The organism is Pseudofrancisella aestuarii (assembly GCF_003574475.2).
GTDB lineage: Bacteria > Pseudomonadota > Gammaproteobacteria > Francisellales > Francisellaceae > Francisella > Francisella aestuarii.
Map to the genome: position 1 here is coordinate 269740 of NZ_QLIS02000002.1, position 24787 is coordinate 294526.

The window sequence follows — 24787 nt, forward strand, 5'->3', positions numbered from 1 at the left end:
AGTCACATATTATAAGAATAAGATTTATTGAAATTAGATAAGCTTTTCAGGAAATATAAAGTTTCTAATATGGATTTTATTTAACTATTCCACAGGCAAGTCTAGCGCCACCTCCGCCAAGTTTTTCAGGAGAGTCGGAGTAGTTATCTCCACCAGCATGTATCATTAATGAATGGTTATGCAGGTCATTTAGAGTAATTCTAGGAGCTAATACAGGACTTGTAATATTTCCATTATTATCTGCATATAGTACGGGTAGATCTCCTAAGTGTCCATTTGCATATGGTCCTTCATGTTTACCCGTATTATCAGGGTCATAATGCCCACCAGCATTCATGCCTTTGTCTCCACAATCAGGATTAATATGTAAATGAAAACCATGATAGCCTGTAGGAATATTGTGTAAGTTAGGTATAAATATAACACCATACTTTGAGGGCTCTATTTCGATATATCCAATAGAGTCATTAGTTTCAGTATTATACATTTCTACTTTATTCGTGGGATTTTCATCAGCAAAAGCATTGCCAGATAAGATTATTAATAATAGAGCGAAAGTATATTTATACATAGAACACCTTTAATAAGATTTTATATACTTTGATTATACTGTATTTTTTATATAAGTTCTAAAAGCTAGAAGTTGACATTTTGTAATTCTGAAGCAACCCATGGGACTTGATATTGAGCATTCCCATTTAGGTTATTTTCTTTTGCGCTATTAATTCTTTCTTGCTCCAGATGAGCAGCCCATATATAGTCTAGACCATCTTTTACAGGAATGCCGCCCTCAGGTCTGCCAGAAGGGGTTTGTTGCTGAAATATGAAATCAGCTCTATAAATATCATAATTTTCTAATCTTTCTAACATAGATATGAAGGCTGCTCTTGGTATAAAGTCAGCATTTGAGTGAAATAGATAATAAATTACATAATTTATAGCTGAATATTTGCTTTTGTCATATGGTTGACTAGTTCCATCATAGATTTTGCTTATACTGAAAATACTATTGTCTTTAGCAATATTTGCTGAGTATAAGGCATCTAGAGAAGAGTTTACACAGTCATTTGTTAAGCCACCATCATCGTTATACTCACGCATATAAGATAAAGACTTCTCAATTTCTTCACTAGCTTTTTCTAACTTCTTTTCATCCACATTATATAGGATGATAGTATATGCTGGCCTATAGTTGCTTTGTCCTGTAGATAATCCACCATAATAATCTTGATATGTGAGACTCCCAGGAATAATTCCTTTTCCATTATTTTTAGTATAAAAATTGAATACTTTAAAGTTATCTATTTTCTTATTATCATTAATAACTCCTGTTCCTATAGCAAAGTGACCAGCAACTGCATCAAAGTCATCTCCACTCCTTCCAGCTAGAGAAATTATTAAAATATAATCGCCTGGGTTTATTGGCTGTTTATTGATTATAGTTGTCTTAAATGAATTTATTTTTTGAGTTATTTGATTTTGTGGTAGTTCCTTTAGTATGAAGTTAAATGGGTCATTCTTAAGGCTATCTTTATATTTAGGATCAATAGGGAATTCAGCATTGATGTCATCATATAGACCTTTCTCAACTATTGCAGTAATTTCAAATATATTATTTTTGTAAGTGCCAATTACATTTACATCTTTATTAATATAAAAGTTGATTGATTTTTCATCAAAATGGTTTCCATGAAAATTAATTGCTTTGGCAAATTTGACTAGCTTTTTAGTCTTACCGTTATCTAAGTAAAGTTTTTGTTCATCTTTGATGAGTTTCCCACTTGTTTCTATATTTCCGCTAATAATAGTAGGGGTCTCATTTACTTCTATTAGATGTTTATCTTCATCTTTAACATAAGACTCTAATTTTACGTAAGTATTAAAAGGAATAAGGGTTTGAATTTCACTAACAATAATCTCTGAAGAAATAATTTGATAAGTATTTTTGTCTTCTGTAAAGAATATCTTTCCATTATTTTCACTAAGCTTACCAATTAAAGAAAAAGCGTTGCTACTGAAAAGCATTATGATAATTGAGATTAAGAGTTTAAATTTTAGATTCATTTAAGTTCTAACCTCTAGATTTTATAAAATTAAAAAACTAACGGGAAGTATACTAAAATATACTTTAAACATCTAATTTATAGATATACAAATTATTATTTCTTAATAAGAAAATTTTTGGAAATATTGAAGATAATAATTAATTAAAGTTTGGCTTGTTAAAAGGAGCTTTTTTACCTGTAAGTCTCTCAATAGTATCAAAATAATAAGACATCATGCTATAAGAGCCAGCTATGTTATATACATCATAGCCATGCTGTTGTAGCATAAGCGCTACATTGTAAGATCTCTGACCTGTACGACAATGAACATAAACAGGCTTTGTCTTATCAATCTCAGCTAATCTATTTCTAATTTCAGGCATAGGAATATTTTTAGCAGTATTTAGCATTCCATTTGCAGTTTCATTAGGGTTTCTTACATCTATGATTTGAGCTTCTAATTTTATAAGGTTATCAACCTTTGTAAAAGGAACTTGTTTGAAGTCACCATGTAAGATATTAGTGGATACATAACCGGCATGGTTAATAGCATCTTTACCTGTTGAATATGGAGGAGCATAGCAAAGCTCTAAGTCTTGTAAGTCTTCTACAGTCATTCCTGCTTTGATAGCTGTAGCAAAAACATCCATTCGCTTAGCAACATCACCTTTACCAATAGCTTGAGCACCTAATAATTTCCCAGTTCTTTTCTCGAAAATTATTTTCATGAATATTGGCTTAGCACCAGGCATTATGCTGATTCTATCTATAGGTGCTATATATGTGAAATCATAGTCTATATTAAGGTTATGAAATTTAATCCATGCTTCATTTAAACCTGTACTTGCGCCAGTATAATCAAAAACTTGAATTATTGATGAACCAATGTATCCCTTATTTATTACTTTTTTACCATTGATATGATCAGCAATTAATCTACCTTGTTTACTAGCAGGGCCAGCAAGTGCTAGATTAAACTTTTGTCCAGTTAGAGCATTTTTAACTAATATAGCATCACCTGCAGCATAGATATTTTCATCAGAGGTTTGATAATTATCATTTACAACAATGTGACCACTTTTTGCAAGATCTAAGCCTGCTTCTTTTAAGAATGCCGTATCAGGCGAGACACCAAGAGAAAGGACAACTAAATCAGTTTTTACTTGATTACCTGATTCGAGTAAAACTTTATCTGCTTCAAAGCCAATAACTTTTTCAGATAAAAGAAGATTTACTCCGTGGTCTAATAGCTCTTTTTCTAAAAACTTTGCCATTTCATAATCAAAAGGGCGCATTATCTGGTCTGCCATTTCAATTATTGTTACATTAAAGCCTCTTTCTCTTAAGTTCTCTGCAACTTCAATACCGATAAAGCCAGCTCCAATAACAGCTATATCTTTAACAGGCTTTTCTGTATTAAATACAGACTTATGAATTTTTTCAACATCTACGACATTCCTAAGTGTGAAGTGAGGAATAGTTTCTAAACCTTTGAAAGGGGGGACTATTGGCTTAGCTCCAACAGCTATAATTAGTTTGTCATAATTTTCAGTATATTCTTCACCAGTTAAGTGATTTTTTACATTAACAATTTTATTTTCTTTATCTATGCTTAAAACTTCTGAGTTTGTACGAGCATCAATATTAAATTGTTTATCAAATTTTTCAGGGGTCATTAAGATAAGCTTTTCTGCAGGTTCAATATGACCACCCAAATGATAGGGTAAACCACAATTTGAGAAAGATACATGAGGACCTTTTTCAAACATTATTATCTCAGCGGATTCATTTAATCTTCTGAGTCTTGCTGCAGTTGTAGCACCTCCAGCAACACCTCCTATAATTAAATATTTTTTTGACATGATAGTTCCTTACTTTGAATTCTTATTATATGGTAGGTACATAAGTACTTTTGCTAAAGCGCAAGTTCCTGTCACACCAGCAAATAGTAAACCAGCTCCAAAAAAAGCACTTAAAATTATAAAGTGATGGTGAACTGTGTAGGATAAAATAACTCCTAAAATTATAATAGATCCTACGATAATCTGTACTTGTCTCATTATAGGCAGAGGAGCCTTTTCATTCTTTTTTGTTTTTAGTCCTTCCTTTTTCCAAGCATTTAATCCACCTTGTAAGATAAGAACTTCTTTAGCATGCATTTTTTTAAATTTTGCAGAACAGTTTTGAGTTCTTACTCCAGACATACAGCTAAAAACTAAAATATCATCATTTGTATAGCAAAACTCATCATCAACATGTTCAGCAGGGACATTTTGAGCACCTTCAATATGTTCTCTTTTAAATTCATCCTCACTACGGATATCAATAATTCTTATTTTTTCATTTTGTAGTCTTTTATTTAGTGCAGTTGCAGATATTGTTTCAATCATTTTATTCTCCATATGTTATTTTGTTTGTAGGAAAGGTATTTTAATATTACGTTTTACTAGATTGTTTAGTATAAATAGACCAGCTGCGCCAAATGCACTTAAAAGCAGGAAGTATTTATTTATTGAAAAAGCCATAAAAAAGCCGATCACAATTATCATGAAAATGGCTATTTGAATCTTTCTCATTAGTATAGCCTGCTCATCTTTAACAGTTTCTAGTCTTGTGCTTTTCCAAGCATTAAGGCCACCATCTAAAATAAGTGTTTCTTTAGCATCTAATTTTTCAAATAAGCTTGAAGCATTTCTGGTTCTCATTCCAGAAAGACAGCTAAATACCAAGATATCATCTTTAGTGTATTTTAACTCACTACCTATTTTAGTTGCTGGAATGTTCTCAGCTCCTTTAATGTGTTCCCCACTAAATTCACCTTCACTGCGGATATCTATTATTCTTATTGGTTCTTTTTTTAATCTTTTTGCAAGTTTTGTTGCTGAAATTGTTTTAATCATCTTGCTTCTCCTTGTTTACAATAAATTTGATATAAACTTTCTAATATTCTATTAACATCATGGTTTTTTATGCTGTAATAAACAGTCTGAGATTGCTTTCTAGTTTTAACTAAGCTTTTTTCTCTTAACACTTTTAAGTGTTGAGAAAATGCTGATTGACTAAGGTTAGTGTGCTCAAGCAATTCTCCTACAGTCATTTCTTTTTGATTTAGTAAGCAAAGTATTATTAATCTATCTTCATGAGAAATAGCTTTGAGCATTTCAGAAGCTGACTTTGCATGTTCTCCAATTTCTTTCATATTTAGAGAAATCTAAATTAGTTTTATATATATTAGCATATACTAATATAAAGTATACGAATTTAATCACTTTTTTATAAAAAAGCTATTAAAAATGCAATAGTTATAATATTTAGCAGTAATTTCTATTATTTATATTAGGTTTAAAGAAAAATTAATTGCCACAATATATTTCATATAAGGTTTGCAGTATCTTATTTACTGAAGGATCTTTTATACTATAAAAAACAGTTTGCGATTCTTTTCTAGTTTTTACTAATTTCTTATCTCTTAAAACCTTTAAATGTTGAGAAAATGCTGATTGACTAAGGTTTGAATGTTCTAAAAGTTCACTTACAGACATTTCCTTTTGATTCAATAAGCAGAGTATTTTTAAACGATCTTCATGAGAAATAGCTTTTAACATATCAGAAGCTTGTTTTGCATTTTGTTCTATTTCTTTCATCTAAACTAGCTATGTTAATGTTTCTAAATAAATATTGTAGCAAAAATATTTGTGTTACTTTTCTAATTTTTTCTTGAAAAATGTTTTTACGTCTCAATATTGTAAAGTGTAAAGCAAAAAAACTCTGGTGTAGTTTGAGCTTTATATAAGATTCAAAAAACTTTAAATATAAATAATTACAGAGGAGTAATATTGTTATGAGTATTCGTCCATTACAAGATAGAGTTCTAGTTCGTCGTGCTGAAGAAGAAACAAAATCAGCTGGGGGAATCATATTAACTGGTAGTGCTCAAGAAAAACCTATGGAAGGTGAAGTAGTAGCAGTTGGTAATGGTAAAAAGTTAAGTAACGGTTCTGTTCAGCCAATAGATGTTAAAAAAGGCAATAAAGTGCTGTTTGGTAAATATGCTGGTAGTGAAATTAAAGTTGATGGAGAAACTCTTCTTATGATGAGAGAAGAAGACATCATGGGTATTATCGAGTAACTTAATAAGTTTTAGAAAGAATTTAAAGGAGAAAAAAATGGCAGCTAAACAAGTTTTATTTTCAGATGAAGCTCGTGCAAAAATGTTAGATGGTGTTAATACTTTAGCGAATGCTGTTAGAGTAACATTAGGACCAAAAGGACGTAATGTCGTATTAGATAAAGCTTATGGAGCTCCAACTATTACTAAAGATGGCGTTTCTGTAGCTAAAGAAATTGAGTTAGAAGATAAGTTTGAAAATATGGGTGCTCAAATAGTTAAAGAAGTAGCATCTAAAACAGCAGATGTTGCTGGTGATGGTACTACTACGGCTACTGTACTTGCTCAAGCTCTATTAACTGATGGCTTAAAGGCAGTTGCAGCGGGTATGAACCCTATGGATTTAAAAAGAGGTATAGATAAAGCAGCAGCTAAATTAGTTGAAGAGTTAAAAGTTTTATCAAAGCCTTGTTCTGATTCTAAATCAATCGAGCAGGTTGGTACTATTTCTGCTAACTCTGATGCAACTGTTGGTAAGATCATTGCCGATGCTATGGCTAAGGTTGGTAAAGAAGGCGTTATCACTGTAGAAGAAGGCAAAGGCTTTGAAGATGAGCTAGATGTTGTAGAAGGTATGCAATTTGACAGAGGTTATTTATCTCCATATTTTGCAACAAACCAAGAAAACATGACTACAGACTTAGAAAGTCCATATATTTTAGTTGTAGATAAGAAAATAGCTAATATCCGTGATTTACTTCCAGTATTAGAAGGCGTTTCTAAATCAGGTAAAGCTCTTTTAATAATTGCAGAAGATGTTGAAAGTGAAGCTTTAGCTACTTTAGTAGTTAACAATATGCGTGGTGTTGTTAAAGTATGTGCTGTTAAAGCTCCAGGTTTTGGTGATCGTCGTAAAGCTATGTTAGAAGATATAGCTGTTTTAACAGGTGCTACAGTCATTTCTGAAGAGCTTGGTATGAAACTTGAAGAAGCTGGTATGGAGCATTTAGGTACTGCTAGTAGAGTACAAGTTTCTAAAGAAGATACAACTATTATTGATGGTGCTGGTGACTCAAATGCGATCAAAGCTAGAGTATCTCAAATTAAAGCAAACATTGAGGAAGTATCTTCTGATTATGATCGTGAAAAACTTCAAGAAAGACTTGCTAAGCTTTCTGGTGGTGTAGCTGTAATCAGAGTAGGCGCTATTACAGAAACTGAAATGAAAGAGAAGAAAGATCGTGTTGATGATGCTTTACATGCTACAAGAGCTGCCGTTGAAGAAGGTATAGTTCCTGGTGGTGGAGTTGCTTTTATAAGAGCGCAAAAAGCTTTAGATAACTTAAAAGGTGATAATGAAGATCAAAACCACGGTATTTTGTTATTAAGAAGAGCTATTGAAGCTCCATTGAGACAGATAGTTTCTAATGCTGGTGGAGAAAGCTCTGTAGTTGTTAATGAAGTAAAATTAAAAGAAGGTAACTACGGTTATAACGCAGCAAATGATACTTATGGTGATATGGTTGAGATGGGAATCTTAGATCCTACTAAAGTAACTCGTTCAGCTTTACAACATGCAGCATCAATTGCTGGTCTTATGATCACTACTGAAGCAATGGTTGCTGAGATTAAAGAAGATGCTCCAGCTATGCCTATGGGTGGCATGGGTGGTATGCCAGGAATGATGTAATAAATTCGAAACTTTAAATCTCTTTATCTTTTCTAAAATTTATAGTTCTATAGCTGAAATAATTATAAACTGTACCTTATAAATAATAATTTTTTATTCTATTTTTATGGGTACAGTTAATTCCGATAATAAAGTCTTAGGTTTTAAAGATGTAACTATCATGGCTGTTACAGCTAATTTTGGTATTAGATGGATACCTGTAGCAGCATGTTTAGGAGCATCAGCTATATTCTTTTGGATATTAGGAGCTTTAGTTTTTTTCTTCCCGCTCGTTGTAATGGCAGTACAGCTATCAAGAAAATATCCTGATGAAGGAGGTCTTTATGCTTGGACTACTAGAGCGTTAGGAGAAAAATCAGGGTTTATAGTAGCTTGGCTTTATTGGATAAATACAATTTTCTATTATCCCGCAGTATTAATATTTTTGGCGACAAATTTTGCTTATTTCATAGGTAGGCCGGATCTTATAACTAATAATTATTATATAACTATAGTTGTACTAACTGCTTTTTGGTTAGTTACATTTGTTAGTTTCTATGGTTTAAAAGCTAATAAGTATTTGGTTGATATAGGTGGGGTGCTAGGGTCATTTATTCCAGCTATTACTATTATAGTATTAGGTTTTACTGCATATTTTATAGCAGGTAAAAGCGCCACAGATTTTTCTGCGGCTAGTTTTCTTCCTCATGATAGTGTTTGGAATAACCTATCTACTCTAACTATAATAATGTTTGCTATGGCTGGTATAGAAATAATACCTACATTTGCTAACTCAGTTAAAGATGCTAAGAAGAATCTATATTATGGTTTGATGACAGCGGCATTTATCCTATTTGGACTATATATATTAGGAACAATAGCGTTAAATTTGGTTGCTGCACCAGATAATATAAATAGTGCTTCAGGACTTATGGAAGCTTTTGAGATTATTGGTCAAAGGTTCGATTTAGCTTGGTTTCCAAAACTAATGGCATTTTTATTAACATTTGCAGAATTTGCAGCAGTTAGTATTTGGTTATTGGCTCCAGTAGTCATGTTTTTTAAGTGTACTCCTAAAGGAATTTTACCTGAGTGGTTACATAAGACTAATAAATATGATTCCCCTAAAAATGCTTTGGTATTTATGGGTATTTTAGTAACAATAATAGTCTTACTAACTAATTTTTTACCATCTGTTGATGTTATGTATCAAGCATTAATATTGATGGCAACAGTCCTTTATTTTATACCTTATTTATATATGGTCGTCGCCTATATAAAGCTGATAAATAGTAAATTAAAATATTTATTTGGTTTGTTAGTTTTTGTCTCAACACTTCTTGGAATAGTATTTAGTTTTCAACCACCAGAGTCATTAACTACTTTTTCAGAGATAGCAATTTATGAATTAGAGTTAATTTTAGGGCCAGCAATATTTATTGTAGTAGGCTGGTTGTTATATAAATTGAGGAAATAATTTAATCAATATATTTTTCTAATTCACTTCTCCATATATTATATCCTTTATAGTTTAAGTGGATACCATCTGTAGAATAGTCATTAATAATTGAGCTATTGTTTGAAATTTTTGAATTTAAATCAATATATATTATATTTTCTTTAGTACAAAACTCTTTTAGGAGTTTATTTAATATTGTAACTTTGATATTAAACTTTTCATATTTTGTATATAGTGTGCTCTGAACTATTGGCTTTATATTATTTTTTTGAAGCGCAAGTATTATATTTTTGTAATTATTAAAAGTATCATTAATATCAAGGTTAAGAATAATGTCATTTATTCCTCCCATTATGAAGACTTTCTTTGGTTTTAATTTATAAATATTATTTAGCCTATGTAAAAAGCCAACAGTTGTATCACCGTTAATCCCTCTATTGACTATAGTAGAGTTCTCTGTTCCTAAAAGCTCTTCCCAATTTACACGAAAGGTTATTGAGTCTCCAAGCATAACAATATCAGCCATTTGAGTTTTGTATGATAAGTCATATAGATTAGTTTCTAGTAAATACTCAGGATTATCCTTGCTGTAATTATAAGAAAATAAAAAATTTGGAAATATTAAAATTAAAATAAAAAGAGTTTTGATTATATTTTTCATATGTTTTATTACCATTTGTTAAAAAAGCTATCAGCTATACAGCTAGGTAATATTCTTTTAAATATAGCCATTAACCAAGTTGCTTTTGTTATATAGTATCGTGGTTTAGGTTTTTTTGAATTAACTATTTCTTCAACAACCTTTGCTACAGATGTAGTCTCTTCTTTAAAAGGAACCTTTTTACGAATTCCTTCAAGTAGCTTTTGATATTCTTCTTTATGTATTGAAGTTTCAAATTCTACATTTTCTACTGTTTTAAGAGAATTTTCTCTAAATTTACTAGTGATAGGACCTGTATTTAACGTGCTCATAAAAATATTAGAGCCTCTTAATTCCAGTCTCATAGTGTCAGCTAAGCCTTCCACAGCATATTTACTAGCATTATAGGCACCGCGATATTTTAGTGAGATAAGTCCAAGGACTGAACTATGTTGTATGATTTTACCATGTCCTTGTTTTCTCATGATTTTTAGAGCTTTACAAGTTAGATTATGTAAGGCAAATACATTAGTCTCGAATTGTTCTTTTAAATATTTCGTAGGGATATCTTCAAGGGCACCAGCTTGCCCGTAGCCAGCATTATTAAATAAGACATCAAGCTTTCCATCAGTTTTAATAAGTATTTCATCAAAAGCTCTATTTATTTGTTCTTCATTATTTACATTTATAAGATAAGTGTCAAAGCCTTCTGATATAAGTAAATCAACATCTTTTTGTTGTCTAGCAGATGCAAAAACAGTATGTCCTAAATCTTTAAGGTATTTAGCAGTTGCATAGCCAATTCCACCATGGGAGCATCCAGTAATTAATATTGTTTGTTTTTTCATATCTAAATATTTCATTCTAATAACTGAAATTAGTTTAAGTTAAATATGTTGTTATGTAAAATTACTTTTATTTCATATATCAGCAGATGAATATTAAAAGGGCTCGTAAGGTCATTAAGTTAAAAAAGACGGTGGCTAATACTAGAGGTCTTTCTTTTATTCAGGCTAGGTTATTAAATAAAAAGTTTTGGTCGTTTAGTTATGGGTCTATTGCTAGGGCATTAATGATTGGTATGTTCTGGATGATGATACCCATGCCATTTCAAATGATACCCGCAGTTGTTATGTCTGTGTATTTCAGAGCAAACATTCCTATAACTCTTATTTGCGTCTGGTTAAGTAATCCTGTTACATGGCTTCCAATATACTTTACTAACTACTTATTTGGCTGTTATATGCTTAATATCAAGATTAATGTTATTGATTGGCAAAGCTATGCAGCTTATATGATTGATCATATATATGATTTTTGGAAACCACTATATTTAGGAAGTATAGTAGGGGGTATGATTCTTGGTGGTATTTGTTTTACTTTAGTTTATGTAGTAAAGTTTTTGAGAAATATATTTAAAGTTTAAAGTTAACTTCTTCTAAATTTATTAAAAATCTTTTTGATTAAACCAGTATTTTCATTATCAAACTCACTATCTATAGTTTCTAGTCTAGAAAAGTCTTCTTTAATAATTAATTCTACTTCCTCTCGTTTTAGTGTTTCTTCTATATTTTCTTTAGGTGTTTCTTCTATATTTTCTTTAGGTGTTTCTTCTAAGTCACTTTCAGGACTCTCATTGAAAGAAAGATCTAAAGTATGCATTTTGGGTTTCTTGCTTTGTTTTGTTGAGTATTTATTTTCAACTGTACTAAATGACCCATCTGACTCTTTAATAAGAAAGCCTTGATCAACTAGGGCTTTTCTATATTTATATATAGTACTTTTAGAAATACCAAGATCATCAGCCAATTTAGCAGCACTTTCATTTTTTTCTATACATTGAATTATAGCTCTTTTTATAGCTAGCTCTTTCTCTCTAGGGATCTTCATAGTTTAAGAAACAAAAACTCCATGGTTTGATTATATATTAGATTATTTGCTTATACAACTTGCCCAGAAGCCCATCCTGATGCCCATGCCCATTGAAAATTATATCCTCCAAGCCAACCTGTTACATCAACAACTTCACCTATAAAAAATAGACCTTTTATTTTTTCAGATTCCATTGTCTTAGATGACAATTCATTACAGCATACTCCACCTAGAGTTACTTCTGCTGTTTTATAGCCTTCTGTTGTTTTAGGTTTTAATTTCCAACTATGTAAAGAGTCATTAATAAAATCTATATCTTTTTGTGATAGGTTAGGAATGCTTTTATCCAGAAGCTCTGCTAAGAAAAATGTAGTTATAAAATTTTTAGGAAAGAGTTTTGCTAATGTGTTTTTTAAGCTTACTTTTGAGCCTCTATTTTTCTCCTCTTCTAAAAAGGATTTAATATTTGTAGAAGGAGATAAGTTTATAGTTATTTCTTCTCCTTCCAGCCAATAAGAAGATATTTGTAATATAGCAGGGCCACTTAGGCCTTTGTGCGTGAAAAGTATATTCTCATCAAAACTAGCACGATCATTATAAACATTACAGAAAATAGATATGCCTTTTAAATTCGAATATTTTTCAAGGTCTTTATTATTGAAAATAAATGGTACTAATCCAGCTCTATATGGATGCACAGTTAAACCAAACTGTTTTGCTATTTTATAGCCAAAGCCGGTTGCTCCCATAGTTGGGATAGATAATCCACCTGTAGCTATGACAAGAGATTCACAGCTATAGTCTTGAGATTCTGTTATTATGAGAAAATTAGACTGTTCTTTATATACTTTATTAATTTTTGTTTCTAACTTTATTTCAACATTATATTTGTCACATTCAGATAAAAGCATATTAACGATATCTTTAGCTTTATTATCGCAAAATAATTGTCCTAAGGTTTTTTCATGATATGCAATTGAATATTCATTTACTAAGCCTATAAAGTCCCATTGAGTATATCTTTTGATAGCAGATTTCATAAAATGAGGATTGTTAGAAAGATACTTGTCAGGAGCGATATTATAATTAGTGAAATTACAACGTCCACCACCAGACATTAGAATTTTCTTACCTACTTTATTAGCATGGTCTAGCACAAGTACCTTACGATTTTTCTTACCGGCCTCTATGGCACACATAAGACCCGCAGCACCAGCACCTATAATTATTACATCGTAATTGGACAATTTACTTTTAAAAGAAATTTTTGATATTGATAATTGTACACAATATTTTTTAAATCAATGAAAATAAAAAGATAATAATTTTGAATTATTTTTTATAGAGAAAATATCACCTACAGATTAGTAGGTGAGATGATATATAGAGAGTTTTATTAATATCTACCTTGTTGAATCATCGCTTCAGCAACTTTTTCAAAACCAGCAAGGTTTGCACCAGCTACTAAGTTATAACCAAGACCATATTTTTCACTAGCATTTTTACAAGCATTGAAAATATTACCCATGATTTGACGTAACTTAGCTTCAACTTCTTCAGCAGTCCAAGAAAGTCTAGCAGAGTTTTGACACATTTCTAAACCAGAAGTAGCAACTCCACCAGCATTTGCAGCTTTACCTGGAGCAAGAATTACACCTTTGCTCATCGCAAACTCAATAGCTTCATTTGTTGTTGGCATGTTAGATGCTTCAACGATGTATTTAACACCGCCTTTGATAAGTTTCTTAACATCATCAACATCAATTTCATTTTGAGTAGCAGAAGGGATAGCGATGTCAGCTTTTACGCCCCAAGGTTTTTCACCTGCATGCCAAGTAGCACCAAATTTATGAGCATAGTCTTCCATAGAAACTTCGCCATTACGGATTTTTAATAAGAAGTCGATCTTCTCATCAGTTGTAATACCTGTTGGATCATATACATAACCTTTAGAACCAGATATAGTAACGACTTTACCACCTAATTGAGCTATTTTCTTACATACTCCCCATGATACGTTTCCATATCCAGATACAACTACAGTTTTACCTTGGATAGAGTCACCAGCATGTCTTAACATTTCGTCTAAGAAGAATACAGCACCATAACCAGTAGCTTCAGGACGAATTAAGCTTCCGCCTGACTCTAAAGATTTACCAGTTAATACACCATTCTCAAAAGCGCCACGGATTCTTCTGTATTGACCATACATATAACCAATTTCTTTACCACCAACACCAATATCACCAGCAGGAACGTCAACGTCTGGTCCAATGTGTCTTTGTAACTCTGTCATGAAGCTTTGGCAGAAGTTCATGATTTCAGCATCAGTTTTACCTTTTGGATCAAAATCAGAACCACCTTTACCACCACCCATAGGAAGTGTTGTTAAACTATTTTTGAAGATTTGTTCAAAACCTAAGAATTTGATAATTCCAGAATATACGCTAGGGTGGAATCTTATACCACCTTTATAAGGACCAATAGCTCCGTTAAATTGATATCTATAACCTCTGTTTACTTGAACGTTTCCATCTTTATCAATCCATGGAACTCTAAAAGTAATTCCTCTTTCAGGTTCAACGATTCTTTCAAGGATATTCTCTTTAATATATTTAGGATTTTTTTCTAGAGCTGGCTTCAAAGTGTGAAGAACTTCTTTTACCGCTTGGATAAACTCTTTTTCATGAGAGTCTCTTTTTTCAACTTCAGCTATTACTTTATCAATATACTGTTGAGCATTCATATTTTAAGTCTCCTTTGTGAAATTACAACGTTTTTAAAATTATTTATTAACTTTAATATAAGCTTCTAGACCTTTTTTTAGTAGTTCCATAGCTCTTATAAGATCCTTCTCTTCTAAGATGTAAGCAATTCTTACCTCATCTTTACCTAAACCTTTTGTTGCATAAAAGTCAGCAACTGGAGAAAACATGACTGTATCACCATTGTCGTCGAACTCTTGAAGCATCCATAATGCAAATTTCTCAGCATCATCTATTGGTAGTTTAGCAATAATATAAAAAGCACCGGTAGGTTTTTTACACACAACACCATTAATTTTTGATAATACATCAAAAGTTATATCTCTTCTTTTCATGTATTCTTTATTCACATCATCAAGATATTTTTGCTCAACTTTATATAGAGCTGCAGCACCAAGTTGTTCTAAAGTAGGTACGCATAATCTAGATTGACATAATTTGATAACTTCTTTTATGAAGTCTTTATTTTTAGAGCATAAAGAACCTATTCTAGCACCACAAGCACTATATCTTTTTGATACTGAGTCAACAATAATTACTCTGTCTTCAACACCTTTTATGTTACCAAAAGATGTGCAAGTTAAACCATCATAAGTAAATTCACGATAAACTTCATCAGATATAATCCAAAGATTTTTTTCTTTAGCAACTTCTGCAAGTATTTCTAATTCCTCTTTAGAGTAAACAACACCCGTAGGGTTACCTGGGTTAGAAATCATAATAGCTCTTGTTTTAGGAGTTACTCTAGCTAAAATTTCTTCTTTTGAAGGTAGATGGAATCCATTTTCAGCAGTTGTTGTGATAGGGTTTATTGAAACGTTAACTCCAGTAGTGAAACCATTATAGTTTGTATAGAATGGTTCAGGAACTAGTATTTCTTCGCCAGCATCACATGTTGCAACAACTGCAAATATAAGAGCTTCAGATCCACCATTTGTAATTAAGATTTCATCTTCATTATAAGTAATACCAAATCTTTTGTAGTACTCAGAAATAGCTTTAATTAGACTAGGTTCACCATTTGAAAAAGAATATGCTATAACTTCGCTATCATAATTTCTAACAGCTTCCATAAACTCTTTTGGAGTTTTAATATCTGGCTGACCAATATTTAAATGATAGACTTTTTTCCCTTTCTTTTTTGCTTGTTCAGCGAATGGCACAAGTTTCCTCACAGGTGATTGTTGCATCGCCTGAACTCTTTTAGAAAGTTGCATATAGCTTCTCCTTTTTAGTTGTAAATTACTTTTATGTAACAATATATGTTGTGATTATAATATATTTTCAATAGTTAGAGAATTGTAAAGTTATAAATAAAGCTTAATAATTTAATATCTTTTTTAGATCAGTTAATTATTATCAAAGTTTAAGTTATTGTTGGTTGTGTTTCATACAATAAGGTTTATATGTAATTAATTTTTTATAAAAAAACTATATAATATTAGAGTTAAAATGTTTCTGGGTTATATTTCAATATGCTACAACATCTAGCGATTAAAAATTTTGCAATAATAAAATCTACAGAGATAGATTTTAAGGATGGAATGACAGTAGTTACTGGTGAAACAGGTGCTGGGAAGTCAATTCTTATTGATGCTCTTAGTTTTGTGCTTGGTACAAGATTAGAGAAAACATTTCTTAATGATGGTGAGATTACAGAAGTATTAGCTATCTTTGATATTAGAGATAATGAAAAAGTAAAAAGGATTTTAGAAGAGCTTTTTATAGAGGACTTAGGGGAGTGTACTATAAGAAGAGTAGTAAAAAATGAACAAAGTCGATTATTCATTAATGGAACTGTAGTTAAAGCCGCCGAAGTTAAGAGAGTCTCAGATAATTTGATAAATATATATAGCCAAAACTCGCATCAAGATTTACTAGATACCAAAGTACAACTTAGTTTACTTGATAGTTTTGCAAATAATTCTGATTTGCTAAAAAAGGTTGCTAAAGTTTTTTCTGAGCTGCAAAAAGTTGATGAAAAGATAGTTGAAGCTGAAATGGTTGTAGAAACAAAAAAGAATCATAAAGAGCTTTTAGAGTATAAATTAGATGAGCTTATTGCTTTAGACTTATTAGAAACTGAATTTGATGATTTAGTAGAAAAACAAAAAGATTTATCGAGTATAGATGATAAGGTTTATGCGTTAAGTTCAGTTTGTGAAGGGTTATATGATTCTGAGCAAAATGTCATATCAATAATTACTGAATTAGAAAGAAACTTATCAAAATTTAGTGAGAATAAAGATATTAAAAATTTATATGATCTAATTTCTCAAACTAAAGTTTATGCGCAGGAAGGGTATGATGATGCTAAATCTATTTTAGATAGTATAGAGCAGAATCCTGAAGAGTTAGTAAAGATAGAGCAAAGGATGTCGGCTATATATGAAGTAGCAAGAAAACATAAAGTTGAACCTAATTATCTCTATAGCTATATTAGAGAATTACAAGATGAGCTTGATAGTATTTCTCAAGAAAATGAGGGACTGAAAAAGCTTTTAGAAGAGAAAGATATATTAGAAAAACAGTATTTTAATTATGCTAATGAAATATCAATATCTAGACAAAAAGCTGCTAAGAATTTTTCCAAGCAAGTTGAGAATAATATAAGATCTTTAAATATGCCGAAAGCTAAATTTGATGTTGAAATCAAAGCTTTAGAAAATAAAACAGCTAAAGGTTTAGACTCTTGTGAATTTGTGGCAAATTTGAATCTAGGTGAAAGAATGGTGCCAGTTAAAAAAGTAGCATCAGGAGGAGAGCTTAGCAGGATAGGTTTGGCAATACAGGCTGTATCAGCAGAGAAGAAATCTTATCCAACTTTAGTATTCGATGAAGTTGATGTTGGTATTTCCGGAGCTACTGCAGAAATTGTGGGTAAACTCTTAAAAGAGTTATCTAAGAGGCTACAAATATTATGTATAACTCATCAAGCTCAGGTAGCTGCTCAAGGAGATATTCATTTGCATGTTATTAAAGAGTATTTAAGTGATTACACATTATCAAAAATAGTTGAATTATCTTTAGACGAAAGAGTAACTGAAATAGCTAAAATAGTAGGAGGGGTGGATATCTCAGAGAATACCCTAAAACATGCTAGAGAGCTTTTGAAAAATAGTTTAAGCAAATATTAAGTAGAACATTCAGAGGGAAGTTGATAGCTAGTTAAAGTCGATCCAGAAGAATTTATGCATTTCCAGTGAACAACATCAGAACCAAGTCCTATTGGATTAAAGGTTAGTGACCCTCCTGAAACTATATTGCTTAAATCTAGATTTATAGTGCCTATGTTATCTGTTAAAGCCACATTGCTTGGTTTAGGAAGGTTTGAGTAATCCCCTTCACCATTAGTAGCTTTAATTACCATTGCAGATCTTAGTTCTCCAAGATTATTTATTTCTACTCCTATTTTTGTACGAGTTGTATAGTTAGTGTATAAAGGAATAGCTATTACTGCCAATATCGCAATAACAGCCAGTACAAGCATTGTCTCAGTGATTGAAAATCCTTTATACTTTTTGATTTTATGAAGTTTTTCCATAATTAAAATAAATACTAAAAATAGTATTATTTCAGTATAAATTAGAAAGTTAATAATTTATATAGAGAAAAGAAAAGAAAAGAAAAGAAAAGAAAAGAAAAGAAAAGTAAGTTATATGATTTTTATTAAGTACCAGAGCAAGGACTAGGTAATTTAGAGCTTGGAATATTAGTACTTGCACAAGCCCAAGTCATAGAACTAGAACCCATAGTTGGAGTCATAGTTATATTACCAGTAACAGGAGCGGTTAAACTCAGATTTATTACTCCATCTGTCACCGTGGATGTATACTTTAATGAGCTACCTGACGCAGTAGGTAAAGCTACACCATTTAAGCTAGTAGATCCAGAACCTACGCCTGTTAAAGTTCCCTTAGTCATAGCTGTTTCAGCAATATCTGACTTTATTCCACCAATCGATGCTAAAGCTGTACCTATCTGTGCACGAGAAGTATAGTTAGAATACATAGGTATAGCTACTGCTGCTAGGATAGCAATAATAGCGATTACCACCATTAACTCAACAAGTGAGAAACCTTTTTGCATTTTTTTCATGATTTATTCCTTAATTTTATATATTAAACAATACCAAAAAGAATTAATCTATTTTTAATAAAACTCAATTTTGGTAATGTCTATTCTACTCTTATTTTATAAAAACTCAATACTCTTTTATTATATCCATAAAGGTTTCCATATTAGAGGAATTATAATTATTGAGAAAATAATAGTAATAATTATCATTCTTAATATAAGTATTTGAGATGATAGAGGTTTTTTAGAAAATTCTTTTATTTTATCGAATGACATACACAGTCCAAAAACAAATATAGAACCTAGAAGTCCTAAAGATGTTTTAAACATAGCATTTAACATTCCGTCTATCATTCCTGCAATTAACATTAAGAGGAAAATATTGTAAGGTTTATTAGCTAATATATTTTTTAAGTTGTTAAAAGTAAATTTAACAGAAGTAATAACGACTACCATAAAACATATAAAGGCTGGTATACCCCATTGAGACCATACTTCTAAAAAGAGATTATGAGGATATCCAGCAGTTGTTTTGGTGGCAGCTAAATAATTCCATTGACCAATACCTGTTATAGGATGTTCTAGCCCTATTATAAAAGCTTCTCTCCAGACTAAAAGCCTACCGCTATCACTATCTCTTAAAATTGTTACTACTGATTTATTTTCTTGTACTAATACAATATCATGTATTCCTAAATTTATTAAAGATCCAACTAATAATGATAGAATTATTAGAGTAAATATTTTTACTAATAATCTCCTATCAATGATAGCTAAGAATATAAATATGATTATATATTCTAAAAATATAGTTCTGAATGCGTGATTTATAACCACAAACCATATTATCGAAAGAGCTAAAAAGGCACCTATTTTTAGAACTGGTCTATAATTCATAAACCATGGCAAAAGTAAAAAAGGAACAAACCAAGAAAAATAGTTGTCTAGAAATCTTGGGTTTAAGGTGTTATAGGTAAATAGTAGTACTTCTTGTATATTGCCTGCTACAGTCGGGCCATAAATAGAGAAGTTTGATAAAGATAGCTGCAGGAATAGCATTCCCCCATAAAAGATTATAGATAAAAGAATTATAATAAAAAGATGTTTTATTTTTTCAGGCTTTTGTTGAATATAATTTGCTATAAAAATGCTTAATATTAGCATAGCAAGAGTGAAGCTAACCCCTTTAAAAGCTATTGATGGCGATATTGCAAATGCAGTTGAAATAAAGCCAAATATAAAGAATAAAATTATAGAAATTCTAATTATTTTTTTGAAATTAAGAATCCTTATAAGTATTTCTTGAAGAATTCTTTTATTAAAAAGAATCAATAGTAAGGCAAATGATGTTCCATAAAATAAGAGGGCATACCTTTCAAAGAAAAGGTTCTTGTTTGCTGAAATAATGTCATTTAAATATTTCGTGCCTCCTGAAATATTATTTATAACAATATTCATTGGGACATATTCTCTATAAGGTATTAAGAAAATCGTAAATAAAAGAATAGATAAAAAATAAAAAATTAAATCATCAAGTTGTATTTTTCTTATATATTGAAGCATTTTAAGACTGGAGAGTTTACTTTATAAGTTTAGTGTATAAAAAGTTTTATAATAATGATAGAAAAGATTATTCTGAAAGGATTTTTATCGTTGAGCTAGCTAAGACAGAGCCATCTGACTTATCTGTAACTATAGCTTTCCAAGTTCCAGCACATATTTGATCATTATATAGAACACTTTGGGAATCTGTTGAGTAGTCTTCTACTTCTCTAAATTTTGCTATTGGGAAGGCTGTGTTATAACAACTTGTATCCTCTGGGGTTTCCCAAGATAAGTAAACAGATCCTTGAGGAGCTCCGTTCCAGTTAGTAATTATTTTTGCATCTATAGAGTGCAGATTCTTATTATAAGCTAAAGTTATTGTAGCATTAGGGTCATCAGCAGTAGTATCCTCACCATCATTATCAGGATTTTCTACGGTATTTGTGTCGGAGTTTACTTGTACTCCATCACTGTCGTTATAAAAAGAATCTACAAAAGAATTATAGGTGCTACAGCCACCTAAACCTAGTGTTGATAAAAGAAAGACAAATATTACAAAACTATTTTTCATTTTTTACCTAAATTTAATTTTTTTTACTTAATTCAAGAGTTTTAATTTGGTCACCAACTTTTTGAGCTTCTTTAGTTTCTGTGTCAGCAGTTGCTTTTAAATCACTAGCTTCTTTATCAGCTTCATCAGCTTGATCTTTGTAACTGTTTACTTCTTTTTGAAGTTTGATAGCACTCTGAGCCTCATCAATTATTCTTTCTCTGAAATTGATTGCATCATCACTAGTTTGGTCTTCAAGTTCTCTATATGCTTTTAATAAATCTCTAACTCGAGCATCTATAGCATCAACTTGAGCTTGTTTTCTATCAGCGGTATTTCTAAGTTTAGAGGCTTTAGCTTCTAAATTTTTAGCATCATCTAGATCTTGAGATGCTTTATCGTTCATATTTTGCTGAGTTTGTTGCAGTTGAACTATTTTAGAATCAATGTCAGAAGCACAACTGGTAACAGTTAAAAATATAATTGCTACAAGTGAAATTGTAAAAAACCTTTTCATAAAGGTAACCTCTTATTCGGTTAACTATTAAATTCAAAGATAAGTATAAATTACATGTAGAGACAAGTAAAGAATGAAAGATATAAAGTTATATGATTTTATTTGATAGTTATTGAGTCTGTAGCGATTGCTTTACCATCAAACATTACGCTAGCTGTCCAAGTACCTGTGCAGTATTTATCTCCTTGCTTAAGTTCAACAGTTGCCCAAGTCATATCTTTTGATTCACCATATTTAGTGATAGGGAACTGAGTATCATAACAACCAGTACCAGTAGGTGCTTGCCAGTGTAGTTTAACACTACCTTCTGGATTTCCATTGTATGTTGTCCAAATTTTAGCAATTATTTCATCTTTATTATTTTTGTTTAATTTAACTTTTGCAGTAGGTTCACCAGTAGTTGAAGTAGTTGCAACAGCTTGAGAACCATCGTTATTTGTATCTTTAGCATTGTTATCTCCACCTACTGTAGAACATCCTGCTAAAGCTAATAATGAAGTTAATAAAAAACTTAATTTAATTGTTTTATTCATAGGATAACTCCTTTTAATTCCAGGTTTTATTAATTTAGAACCAATTTATCCCTAAAAGGTTCTACAATGATTATAACATTAAACTTAATTATAAAAAGAGAAAAAGTAAATAAATAATTCTTAGGTTAAATAATAATTATACAACCAATACTTCTATTCTCATTAGCTAAAAGATTATATGTTTTACAAGCAGTATTACTGTCCATAAAGTCTAAATTTTTACCATATTTAGCTAAATAATTCATTATCTCTATAGGAGGCAATGTTTGTTTTTGACCTGTTCCAATAAGAATTATTTCAGGATTTGTTTTAAGCAATAGATCTAAATGGTCTGTAACTATATCCTCTACAGTTTCTATTTTATTGTCAGAGCTCAATATTGACTCTCTTGATAAAATTAAAGTATTGGTAAAATTACCAATATTTAATTTAAATAATCCTTTCGTATATTCATTAAAGAAAATTGGCGTATCAAATTTTTCTTCTGTGAAACTCATCATAATAATAAATACCTTGATGTTTTTATGATGCAATCTTATATCTAAAGTATAGAATATATATAGTTTTTATTGCAAAAAAATATTTGGAGAATTTTATGAATTCCTTGTTAGTTGAGTCTAGCTTACCAAAGTTAGCGGATTTTAAAGATTCGGAAGTAAAGGGCGCTGTTGATTTTGTTCTAGGGAAAGCTCAAGAAGCCGTTGAGAATGTTCTTAAACATTCATCTAAGAAATGGAGTGAGTTACAGAAGTTAGAAGAGGTTGATGAAAAGATAACACAAGTATTTTCATCTATTGCGCACATGAATGCTGTTTGTAACTCAGAGCAATTACGGAAAGATTATGAATATGCTGTTGCCAAAGTTACAGAGTATTATACAAAGCTTGGACAAAATAAAGAGCTTTATAATTTTTATAAGCTGATAAATGAAATAGAGCTTAATTCTGAACAAAAACAGACTATAAAAAAAGCATTAATAGGTTTTGAAAAGTCTGGTGTGGATTTAGAGGAAAGTAAAAGACAGCGCTTGCAAGAAATAAGCCAAGAGCTAGCTCAGCTAAATAGTAAGTTCGAGAATAATGTTTTGGATGCAACTATGTCTTGGAGTTATAAAACTAATGATGTGAAAGAGCTAGATGGACTATCTAGTAATGTTATAAAGTCAGCCGAAAAGAAAGCTAAAGCAAGAGAAATCTCTGAAAAGTATATGCTGGGTTTAGATATTCCAACATATCTGGCAGTAATGCAACAAGCAAATAATAGAAACTTAAGAGAGACTTTCTATAAAGCATACTGTACTAAGGCATCTAAGTATTTTGATGATCCTAAGTTTAATAATGATGATAATATCGAGAGAATACTTTCATTAAGGTTAGAAAAATCTCAAATTTTGGGGTTTGATAATTATGCTGAGTATTCTTTATTTACAAAAATGGCTGAAACTCCAGAGCAAGTGCTAGAGCTGTTAGAGAACCTCTTAATAAAGTCAAAGAATCAGGCTAAAGAAGAGTTAAATGAGCTAAAAGAATATGCTAAGAAATGTGGCTTTAATGAAGAGATCAAACCATGGGATTTGGCATTTTTTTCTGAAAAACTAAAAAAAGATAAATTTGATTTTACAGAAGAGGAGCTTAGAAAGTATTTTCCTTTAGAAAAAGTTTTAAATGGCTTATTCATTATTTTAAATAATATATATGGTTTAGATATTAAAGAAGATTTAAAAGAACCTAAATATACTCCAGAAGAAAAAATATTTAATTTTAGTAAGAATGGTGAATTAATAGGGAGCATTATTTGTGATTTCTTTGCTAGAGATAGTAAGCGTGGTGGCGCATGGATGGATGGGTCTCGAACATCTTATATTAAAAGTTGTTCCTCAAGACAAAAACCTGTTGCATACGTGAATTGTAATTTTATGCCACCTTCAGATGATGGCTCTAATATAACTCATAGTGATGCAGTTACTTTGTTTCATGAATTTGGTCATGCATTACATCATATTTTATCTGTAGTCGGAGTACCTTCTATATCTGGTACTCATGGCGTGGAGTGGGATGCTGTTGAATTGCCAAGTCAGTTTATGGAGAATTTCTGCTGGTGTAAAGAGGGTATTGAATTAATATCTGGTGCTAGAGATGGGTCTAAATTAACAAAAGAACAATTAGACAAACTCGTTGGGGCTAGGCATTTTCATTCTGCATTAATGATGGTTCGTCAATTAGAGTTTGGTGTGTTCGATATGAATATCCATAGAAAAAAGATTACTTCTGTTGATGATGTTCAGAAAGAACTTGATACAGTAAGAGCCGAGATAGGCTTATTAAAACCTCCAGTTTATAATAAGTTTCAAAATGGATTTACACATGTTTTTGCAGGTGGATATGCGGCTGGTTATTATAGTTATAAATGGGCAGAGATTTTATCATCGGATGTTTTCTCAAGGTTTGAAGAAGAGGGAGTTTTTTCTCAGCAGGTTGGGCAAGAGCTTTTAGATAATATTATATCTAAAGGTTCATCACGTGATGCTATGGATAATTTTGTGGCTTTTATGGGTAGGAAACCTAGTGAAGAGGCTTTATTGAGACATAGTGGAATCAGATGCTGAAAACTGAAGTTGGAGCTAAGGCAGAAAATTTAGCCGTAAGTTTTTTGCAACATAAAGGCTTAAAAATTCTAATTCAAAATTATAAAGCTCTACCACATGGTGAGATAGATATCATTGCTTTAGATAAAGAAGCTTTAGTTTTTATTGAAGTAAAATATCGTAAGTCAAAAAGCTTTGGCAGTGCCGAAGAAATGGTTAATGCTACAAAGCAACAAAAAATCATAAATACTGCACAGATATTTTTTCAACAAAATGAGCAATATCTTAGTTATGATTGTCGTTTTGATGTTGTGGCTATTAATAATAAAGACCTAAACTGGATCAAGTCAGCTTTTCAAATTTAGGTGTTTTCATTACTTTCTCCATAAGCTTTAGCGACATACTTTTTGCATGGCAAAAAAA

27 protein-coding genes are annotated in these 24787 nt (G+C 31.0%); 7 read left to right on the forward strand and 20 right to left on the reverse strand.

Annotation, left to right across the window (positions count from 1 at the left end):
* Positions 1–76 precede the first annotated feature (76 nt).
* From DNK87_RS05430 to DNK87_RS05460, 7 genes are all read right to left on the reverse strand, one after another.
* Positions 77–571: a superoxide dismutase family protein gene (locus DNK87_RS05430; protein ID WP_119329872.1), complete on the reverse strand. Its 495-nt coding sequence runs from the start codon at positions 569–571 to the stop codon at positions 77–79.
* Positions 572–636: 65 nt separating this feature from the next.
* A complete protein-coding gene (locus DNK87_RS05435; protein WP_119329873.1) occupies positions 637–2064 on the reverse strand; it encodes a hypothetical protein in 1428 nt (475 codons plus the stop codon).
* 139 nt (positions 2065–2203) lie between these two features.
* On the reverse strand, positions 2204–3907 hold the full coding sequence (locus DNK87_RS05440; protein ID WP_162523385.1) for an FAD-dependent oxidoreductase: 1704 nt from the start codon (positions 3905–3907) through the stop codon (positions 2204–2206).
* Between the two features lie 9 nt (positions 3908–3916).
* Positions 3917–4435, reverse strand: a complete 519-nt coding sequence (locus DNK87_RS05445) for a rhodanese-like domain-containing protein (RefSeq protein ID WP_119330145.1) — start codon at positions 4433–4435, stop codon at positions 3917–3919.
* Positions 4436–4450: 15 nt separating this feature from the next.
* The gene (locus tag DNK87_RS05450; RefSeq protein WP_119329875.1) at positions 4451–4945 is read right to left on the reverse strand and encodes a rhodanese-like domain-containing protein; all 495 of its coding nucleotides are present in this window, start codon (positions 4943–4945) and stop codon (positions 4451–4453) included.
* Positions 4942–5244, reverse strand: a complete 303-nt coding sequence (locus tag DNK87_RS05455; RefSeq protein WP_119329876.1) for an ArsR/SmtB family transcription factor — start codon at positions 5242–5244, stop codon at positions 4942–4944. The genes DNK87_RS05450 and DNK87_RS05455 overlap by 4 nt, the downstream gene beginning before the upstream one ends.
* Before the next feature lie 154 nt (positions 5245–5398).
* Positions 5399–5689 carry an ArsR/SmtB family transcription factor gene (locus DNK87_RS05460; RefSeq protein WP_071663099.1) on the reverse strand — a complete coding sequence of 97 codons (291 nt, stop codon included), beginning with the start codon at positions 5687–5689 and terminating at the stop codon, positions 5399–5401.
* Between the two features lie 197 nt (positions 5690–5886).
* Here DNK87_RS05460 and DNK87_RS05465 point away from each other — a divergent pair, with 197 nt between their 5' ends.
* The 3 genes from DNK87_RS05465 to DNK87_RS05475 all read left to right on the forward strand — a co-directional run bounded on the left by DNK87_RS05465 (position 5887) and on the right by DNK87_RS05475 (position 9299).
* On the forward strand, positions 5887–6174 hold the full coding sequence (locus tag DNK87_RS05465) for a co-chaperone GroES (protein WP_119329877.1): 288 nt from the start codon (positions 5887–5889) through the stop codon (positions 6172–6174).
* Positions 6175–6211: 37 nt separating this feature from the next.
* The gene (groL, locus tag DNK87_RS05470) at positions 6212–7843 is read left to right on the forward strand and encodes a chaperonin GroEL (protein WP_071663097.1); all 1632 of its coding nucleotides are present in this window, start codon (positions 6212–6214) and stop codon (positions 7841–7843) included.
* A gap of 106 nt (positions 7844–7949) precedes the next feature.
* The gene (locus tag DNK87_RS05475) at positions 7950–9299 is read left to right on the forward strand and encodes an APC family permease (RefSeq protein ID WP_119329878.1); all 1350 of its coding nucleotides are present in this window, start codon (positions 7950–7952) and stop codon (positions 9297–9299) included.
* A 1-nt stretch (position 9300) separates the two neighbouring features.
* Here DNK87_RS05475 and DNK87_RS05480 read toward each other — a convergent pair whose 3' ends face one another.
* Positions 9301–9942, reverse strand: a complete 642-nt coding sequence (locus tag DNK87_RS05480; protein ID WP_159240231.1) for a GDSL-type esterase/lipase family protein — start codon at positions 9940–9942, stop codon at positions 9301–9303.
* 8 nt (positions 9943–9950) lie between these two features.
* Positions 9951–10784: an SDR family NAD(P)-dependent oxidoreductase gene (locus DNK87_RS05485; protein ID WP_162523386.1), complete on the reverse strand. Its 834-nt coding sequence runs from the start codon at positions 10782–10784 to the stop codon at positions 9951–9953.
* Positions 10785–10855: 71 nt separating this feature from the next.
* On the opposite strand from DNK87_RS05485, the gene DNK87_RS05490 reads away from it, so the two are divergent.
* A complete protein-coding gene (locus DNK87_RS05490) occupies positions 10856–11347 on the forward strand; it encodes a DUF2062 domain-containing protein (protein WP_119329880.1) in 492 nt (163 codons plus the stop codon).
* Between the two features lie 2 nt (positions 11348–11349).
* On the opposite strand, the gene DNK87_RS05495 is transcribed toward DNK87_RS05490, so the two are convergent.
* From DNK87_RS05495 to DNK87_RS05510, 4 genes are all read right to left on the reverse strand, one after another.
* Positions 11350–11811: an FTL_1293 family small RNA FtrC-regulated protein gene (locus tag DNK87_RS05495; protein ID WP_119329881.1), complete on the reverse strand. Its 462-nt coding sequence runs from the start codon at positions 11809–11811 to the stop codon at positions 11350–11352.
* Positions 11812–11861: 50 nt separating this feature from the next.
* Positions 11862–13040, reverse strand: a complete 1179-nt coding sequence (locus DNK87_RS05500; RefSeq protein WP_119329882.1) for a BaiN/RdsA family NAD(P)/FAD-dependent oxidoreductase — start codon at positions 13038–13040, stop codon at positions 11862–11864.
* 149 nt (positions 13041–13189) lie between these two features.
* The gene (gene gdhA, locus DNK87_RS05505) at positions 13190–14539 is read right to left on the reverse strand and encodes an NADP-specific glutamate dehydrogenase (protein WP_119329883.1); all 1350 of its coding nucleotides are present in this window, start codon (positions 14537–14539) and stop codon (positions 13190–13192) included.
* A 39-nt stretch (positions 14540–14578) separates the two neighbouring features.
* Positions 14579–15775 (reverse strand): pyridoxal phosphate-dependent aminotransferase, encoded by a 1197-nt coding sequence (locus tag DNK87_RS05510; RefSeq protein ID WP_119329884.1) that lies wholly within the window; start codon positions 15773–15775, stop codon positions 14579–14581.
* A 258-nt stretch (positions 15776–16033) separates the two neighbouring features.
* Between DNK87_RS05510 and recN the strand changes: the two genes are divergently transcribed.
* Positions 16034–17695 (forward strand): DNA repair protein RecN, encoded by a 1662-nt coding sequence (recN, locus tag DNK87_RS05515; RefSeq protein WP_119329885.1) that lies wholly within the window; start codon positions 16034–16036, stop codon positions 17693–17695.
* On the opposite strand, the gene DNK87_RS05520 is transcribed toward recN, so the two are convergent.
* The 7 genes from DNK87_RS05520 to DNK87_RS05550 all read right to left on the reverse strand — a co-directional run bounded on the left by DNK87_RS05520 (position 17692) and on the right by DNK87_RS05550 (position 22280).
* A complete protein-coding gene (locus DNK87_RS05520) occupies positions 17692–18102 on the reverse strand; it encodes a pilin (RefSeq protein ID WP_119329886.1) in 411 nt (136 codons plus the stop codon). The two genes, recN and DNK87_RS05520, sit on opposite strands and share 4 nt — an antisense overlap.
* A 125-nt stretch (positions 18103–18227) precedes the next feature.
* Positions 18228–18656 (reverse strand): pilin, encoded by a 429-nt coding sequence (locus DNK87_RS05525; protein WP_154401828.1) that lies wholly within the window; start codon positions 18654–18656, stop codon positions 18228–18230.
* Positions 18657–18776: 120 nt separating this feature from the next.
* Positions 18777–20198, reverse strand: coding sequence for an O-antigen ligase family protein (locus DNK87_RS05530; protein ID WP_119329888.1), 1422 nt, complete (start codon positions 20196–20198; stop codon positions 18777–18779).
* Between the two features lie 67 nt (positions 20199–20265).
* Positions 20266–20751 carry a TUL4 family lipoprotein gene (locus DNK87_RS05535; protein WP_119329889.1) on the reverse strand — a complete coding sequence of 162 codons (486 nt, stop codon included), beginning with the start codon at positions 20749–20751 and terminating at the stop codon, positions 20266–20268.
* Positions 20752–20764: 13 nt separating this feature from the next.
* Positions 20765–21247, reverse strand: coding sequence for a hypothetical protein (locus DNK87_RS05540; protein WP_119329890.1), 483 nt, complete (start codon positions 21245–21247; stop codon positions 20765–20767).
* Between the two features lie 98 nt (positions 21248–21345).
* Positions 21346–21780, reverse strand: coding sequence for a TUL4 family lipoprotein (locus DNK87_RS05545; protein WP_119329891.1), 435 nt, complete (start codon positions 21778–21780; stop codon positions 21346–21348).
* A 125-nt stretch (positions 21781–21905) separates the two neighbouring features.
* Positions 21906–22280, reverse strand: coding sequence for an Mth938-like domain-containing protein (locus tag DNK87_RS05550; protein WP_119329892.1), 375 nt, complete (start codon positions 22278–22280; stop codon positions 21906–21908).
* Between the two features lie 95 nt (positions 22281–22375).
* Between DNK87_RS05550 and DNK87_RS05555 the strand changes: the two genes are divergently transcribed.
* A complete protein-coding gene (locus DNK87_RS05555) occupies positions 22376–24385 on the forward strand; it encodes a M3 family metallopeptidase (protein ID WP_119329893.1) in 2010 nt (669 codons plus the stop codon).
* Positions 24379–24729 carry a YraN family protein gene (locus tag DNK87_RS05560; protein WP_119329894.1) on the forward strand — a complete coding sequence of 117 codons (351 nt, stop codon included), beginning with the start codon at positions 24379–24381 and terminating at the stop codon, positions 24727–24729. Before DNK87_RS05555 ends, DNK87_RS05560 begins: the two co-directional genes overlap by 7 nt.
* The last annotated feature ends 58 nt before the right edge of the window (positions 24730–24787 follow it).

Bases quoted from the DNA above. Each gene is read 5' to 3' on its own strand.
- DNK87_RS05430 (WP_119329872.1), bottom strand. From the start codon at position 571: ATGTATAAATATACTTTCGCTCTATTATTAATAATCTTATCTGGCAAT.
- DNK87_RS05435 (WP_119329873.1), bottom strand. From the start codon at position 2,064: ATGAATCTAAAATTTAAACTCTTAATCTCAATTATCATAATGCTTTTC.
- DNK87_RS05440 (WP_162523385.1), bottom strand. From the start codon at position 3,907: ATGTCAAAAAAATATTTAATTATAGGAGGTGTTGCTGGAGGTGCTACA.
- DNK87_RS05445 (WP_119330145.1), bottom strand. From the start codon at position 4,435: ATGATTGAAACAATATCTGCAACTGCACTAAATAAAAGACTACAAAAT.
- DNK87_RS05450 (WP_119329875.1), bottom strand. From the start codon at position 4,945: ATGATTAAAACAATTTCAGCAACAAAACTTGCAAAAAGATTAAAAAAA.
- DNK87_RS05455 (WP_119329876.1), bottom strand. From the start codon at position 5,244: ATGAAAGAAATTGGAGAACATGCAAAGTCAGCTTCTGAAATGCTCAAA.
- DNK87_RS05460 (WP_071663099.1), bottom strand. From the start codon at position 5,689: ATGAAAGAAATAGAACAAAATGCAAAACAAGCTTCTGATATGTTAAAA.
- DNK87_RS05465 (WP_119329877.1), top strand. From the start codon at position 5,887: ATGAGTATTCGTCCATTACAAGATAGAGTTCTAGTTCGTCGTGCTGAA.
- groL (WP_071663097.1), top strand. From the start codon at position 6,212: ATGGCAGCTAAACAAGTTTTATTTTCAGATGAAGCTCGTGCAAAAATG.
- DNK87_RS05475 (WP_119329878.1), top strand. From the start codon at position 7,950: ATGGGTACAGTTAATTCCGATAATAAAGTCTTAGGTTTTAAAGATGTA.
- DNK87_RS05480 (WP_159240231.1), bottom strand. From the start codon at position 9,942: ATGAAAAATATAATCAAAACTCTTTTTATTTTAATTTTAATATTTCCA.
- DNK87_RS05485 (WP_162523386.1), bottom strand. From the start codon at position 10,784: ATGAAATATTTAGATATGAAAAAACAAACAATATTAATTACTGGATGC.
- DNK87_RS05490 (WP_119329880.1), top strand. From the start codon at position 10,856: ATGAATATTAAAAGGGCTCGTAAGGTCATTAAGTTAAAAAAGACGGTG.
- DNK87_RS05495 (WP_119329881.1), bottom strand. From the start codon at position 11,811: ATGAAGATCCCTAGAGAGAAAGAGCTAGCTATAAAAAGAGCTATAATT.
- gdhA (WP_119329883.1), bottom strand. From the start codon at position 14,539: ATGAATGCTCAACAGTATATTGATAAAGTAATAGCTGAAGTTGAAAAA.
- DNK87_RS05510 (WP_119329884.1), bottom strand. From the start codon at position 15,775: ATGCAACTTTCTAAAAGAGTTCAGGCGATGCAACAATCACCTGTGAGG.
- recN (WP_119329885.1), top strand. From the start codon at position 16,034: ATGCTACAACATCTAGCGATTAAAAATTTTGCAATAATAAAATCTACA.
- DNK87_RS05520 (WP_119329886.1), bottom strand. From the start codon at position 18,102: ATGGAAAAACTTCATAAAATCAAAAAGTATAAAGGATTTTCAATCACT.
- DNK87_RS05525 (WP_154401828.1), bottom strand. From the start codon at position 18,656: ATGAAAAAAATGCAAAAAGGTTTCTCACTTGTTGAGTTAATGGTGGTA.
- DNK87_RS05530 (WP_119329888.1), bottom strand. From the start codon at position 20,198: ATGCTTCAATATATAAGAAAAATACAACTTGATGATTTAATTTTTTAT.
- DNK87_RS05535 (WP_119329889.1), bottom strand. From the start codon at position 20,751: ATGAAAAATAGTTTTGTAATATTTGTCTTTCTTTTATCAACACTAGGT.
- DNK87_RS05540 (WP_119329890.1), bottom strand. From the start codon at position 21,247: ATGAAAAGGTTTTTTACAATTTCACTTGTAGCAATTATATTTTTAACT.
- DNK87_RS05545 (WP_119329891.1), bottom strand. From the start codon at position 21,780: ATGAATAAAACAATTAAATTAAGTTTTTTATTAACTTCATTATTAGCT.
- DNK87_RS05550 (WP_119329892.1), bottom strand. From the start codon at position 22,280: ATGATGAGTTTCACAGAAGAAAAATTTGATACGCCAATTTTCTTTAAT.
- DNK87_RS05555 (WP_119329893.1), top strand. From the start codon at position 22,376: ATGAATTCCTTGTTAGTTGAGTCTAGCTTACCAAAGTTAGCGGATTTT.
- DNK87_RS05560 (WP_119329894.1), top strand. From the start codon at position 24,379: ATGCTGAAAACTGAAGTTGGAGCTAAGGCAGAAAATTTAGCCGTAAGT.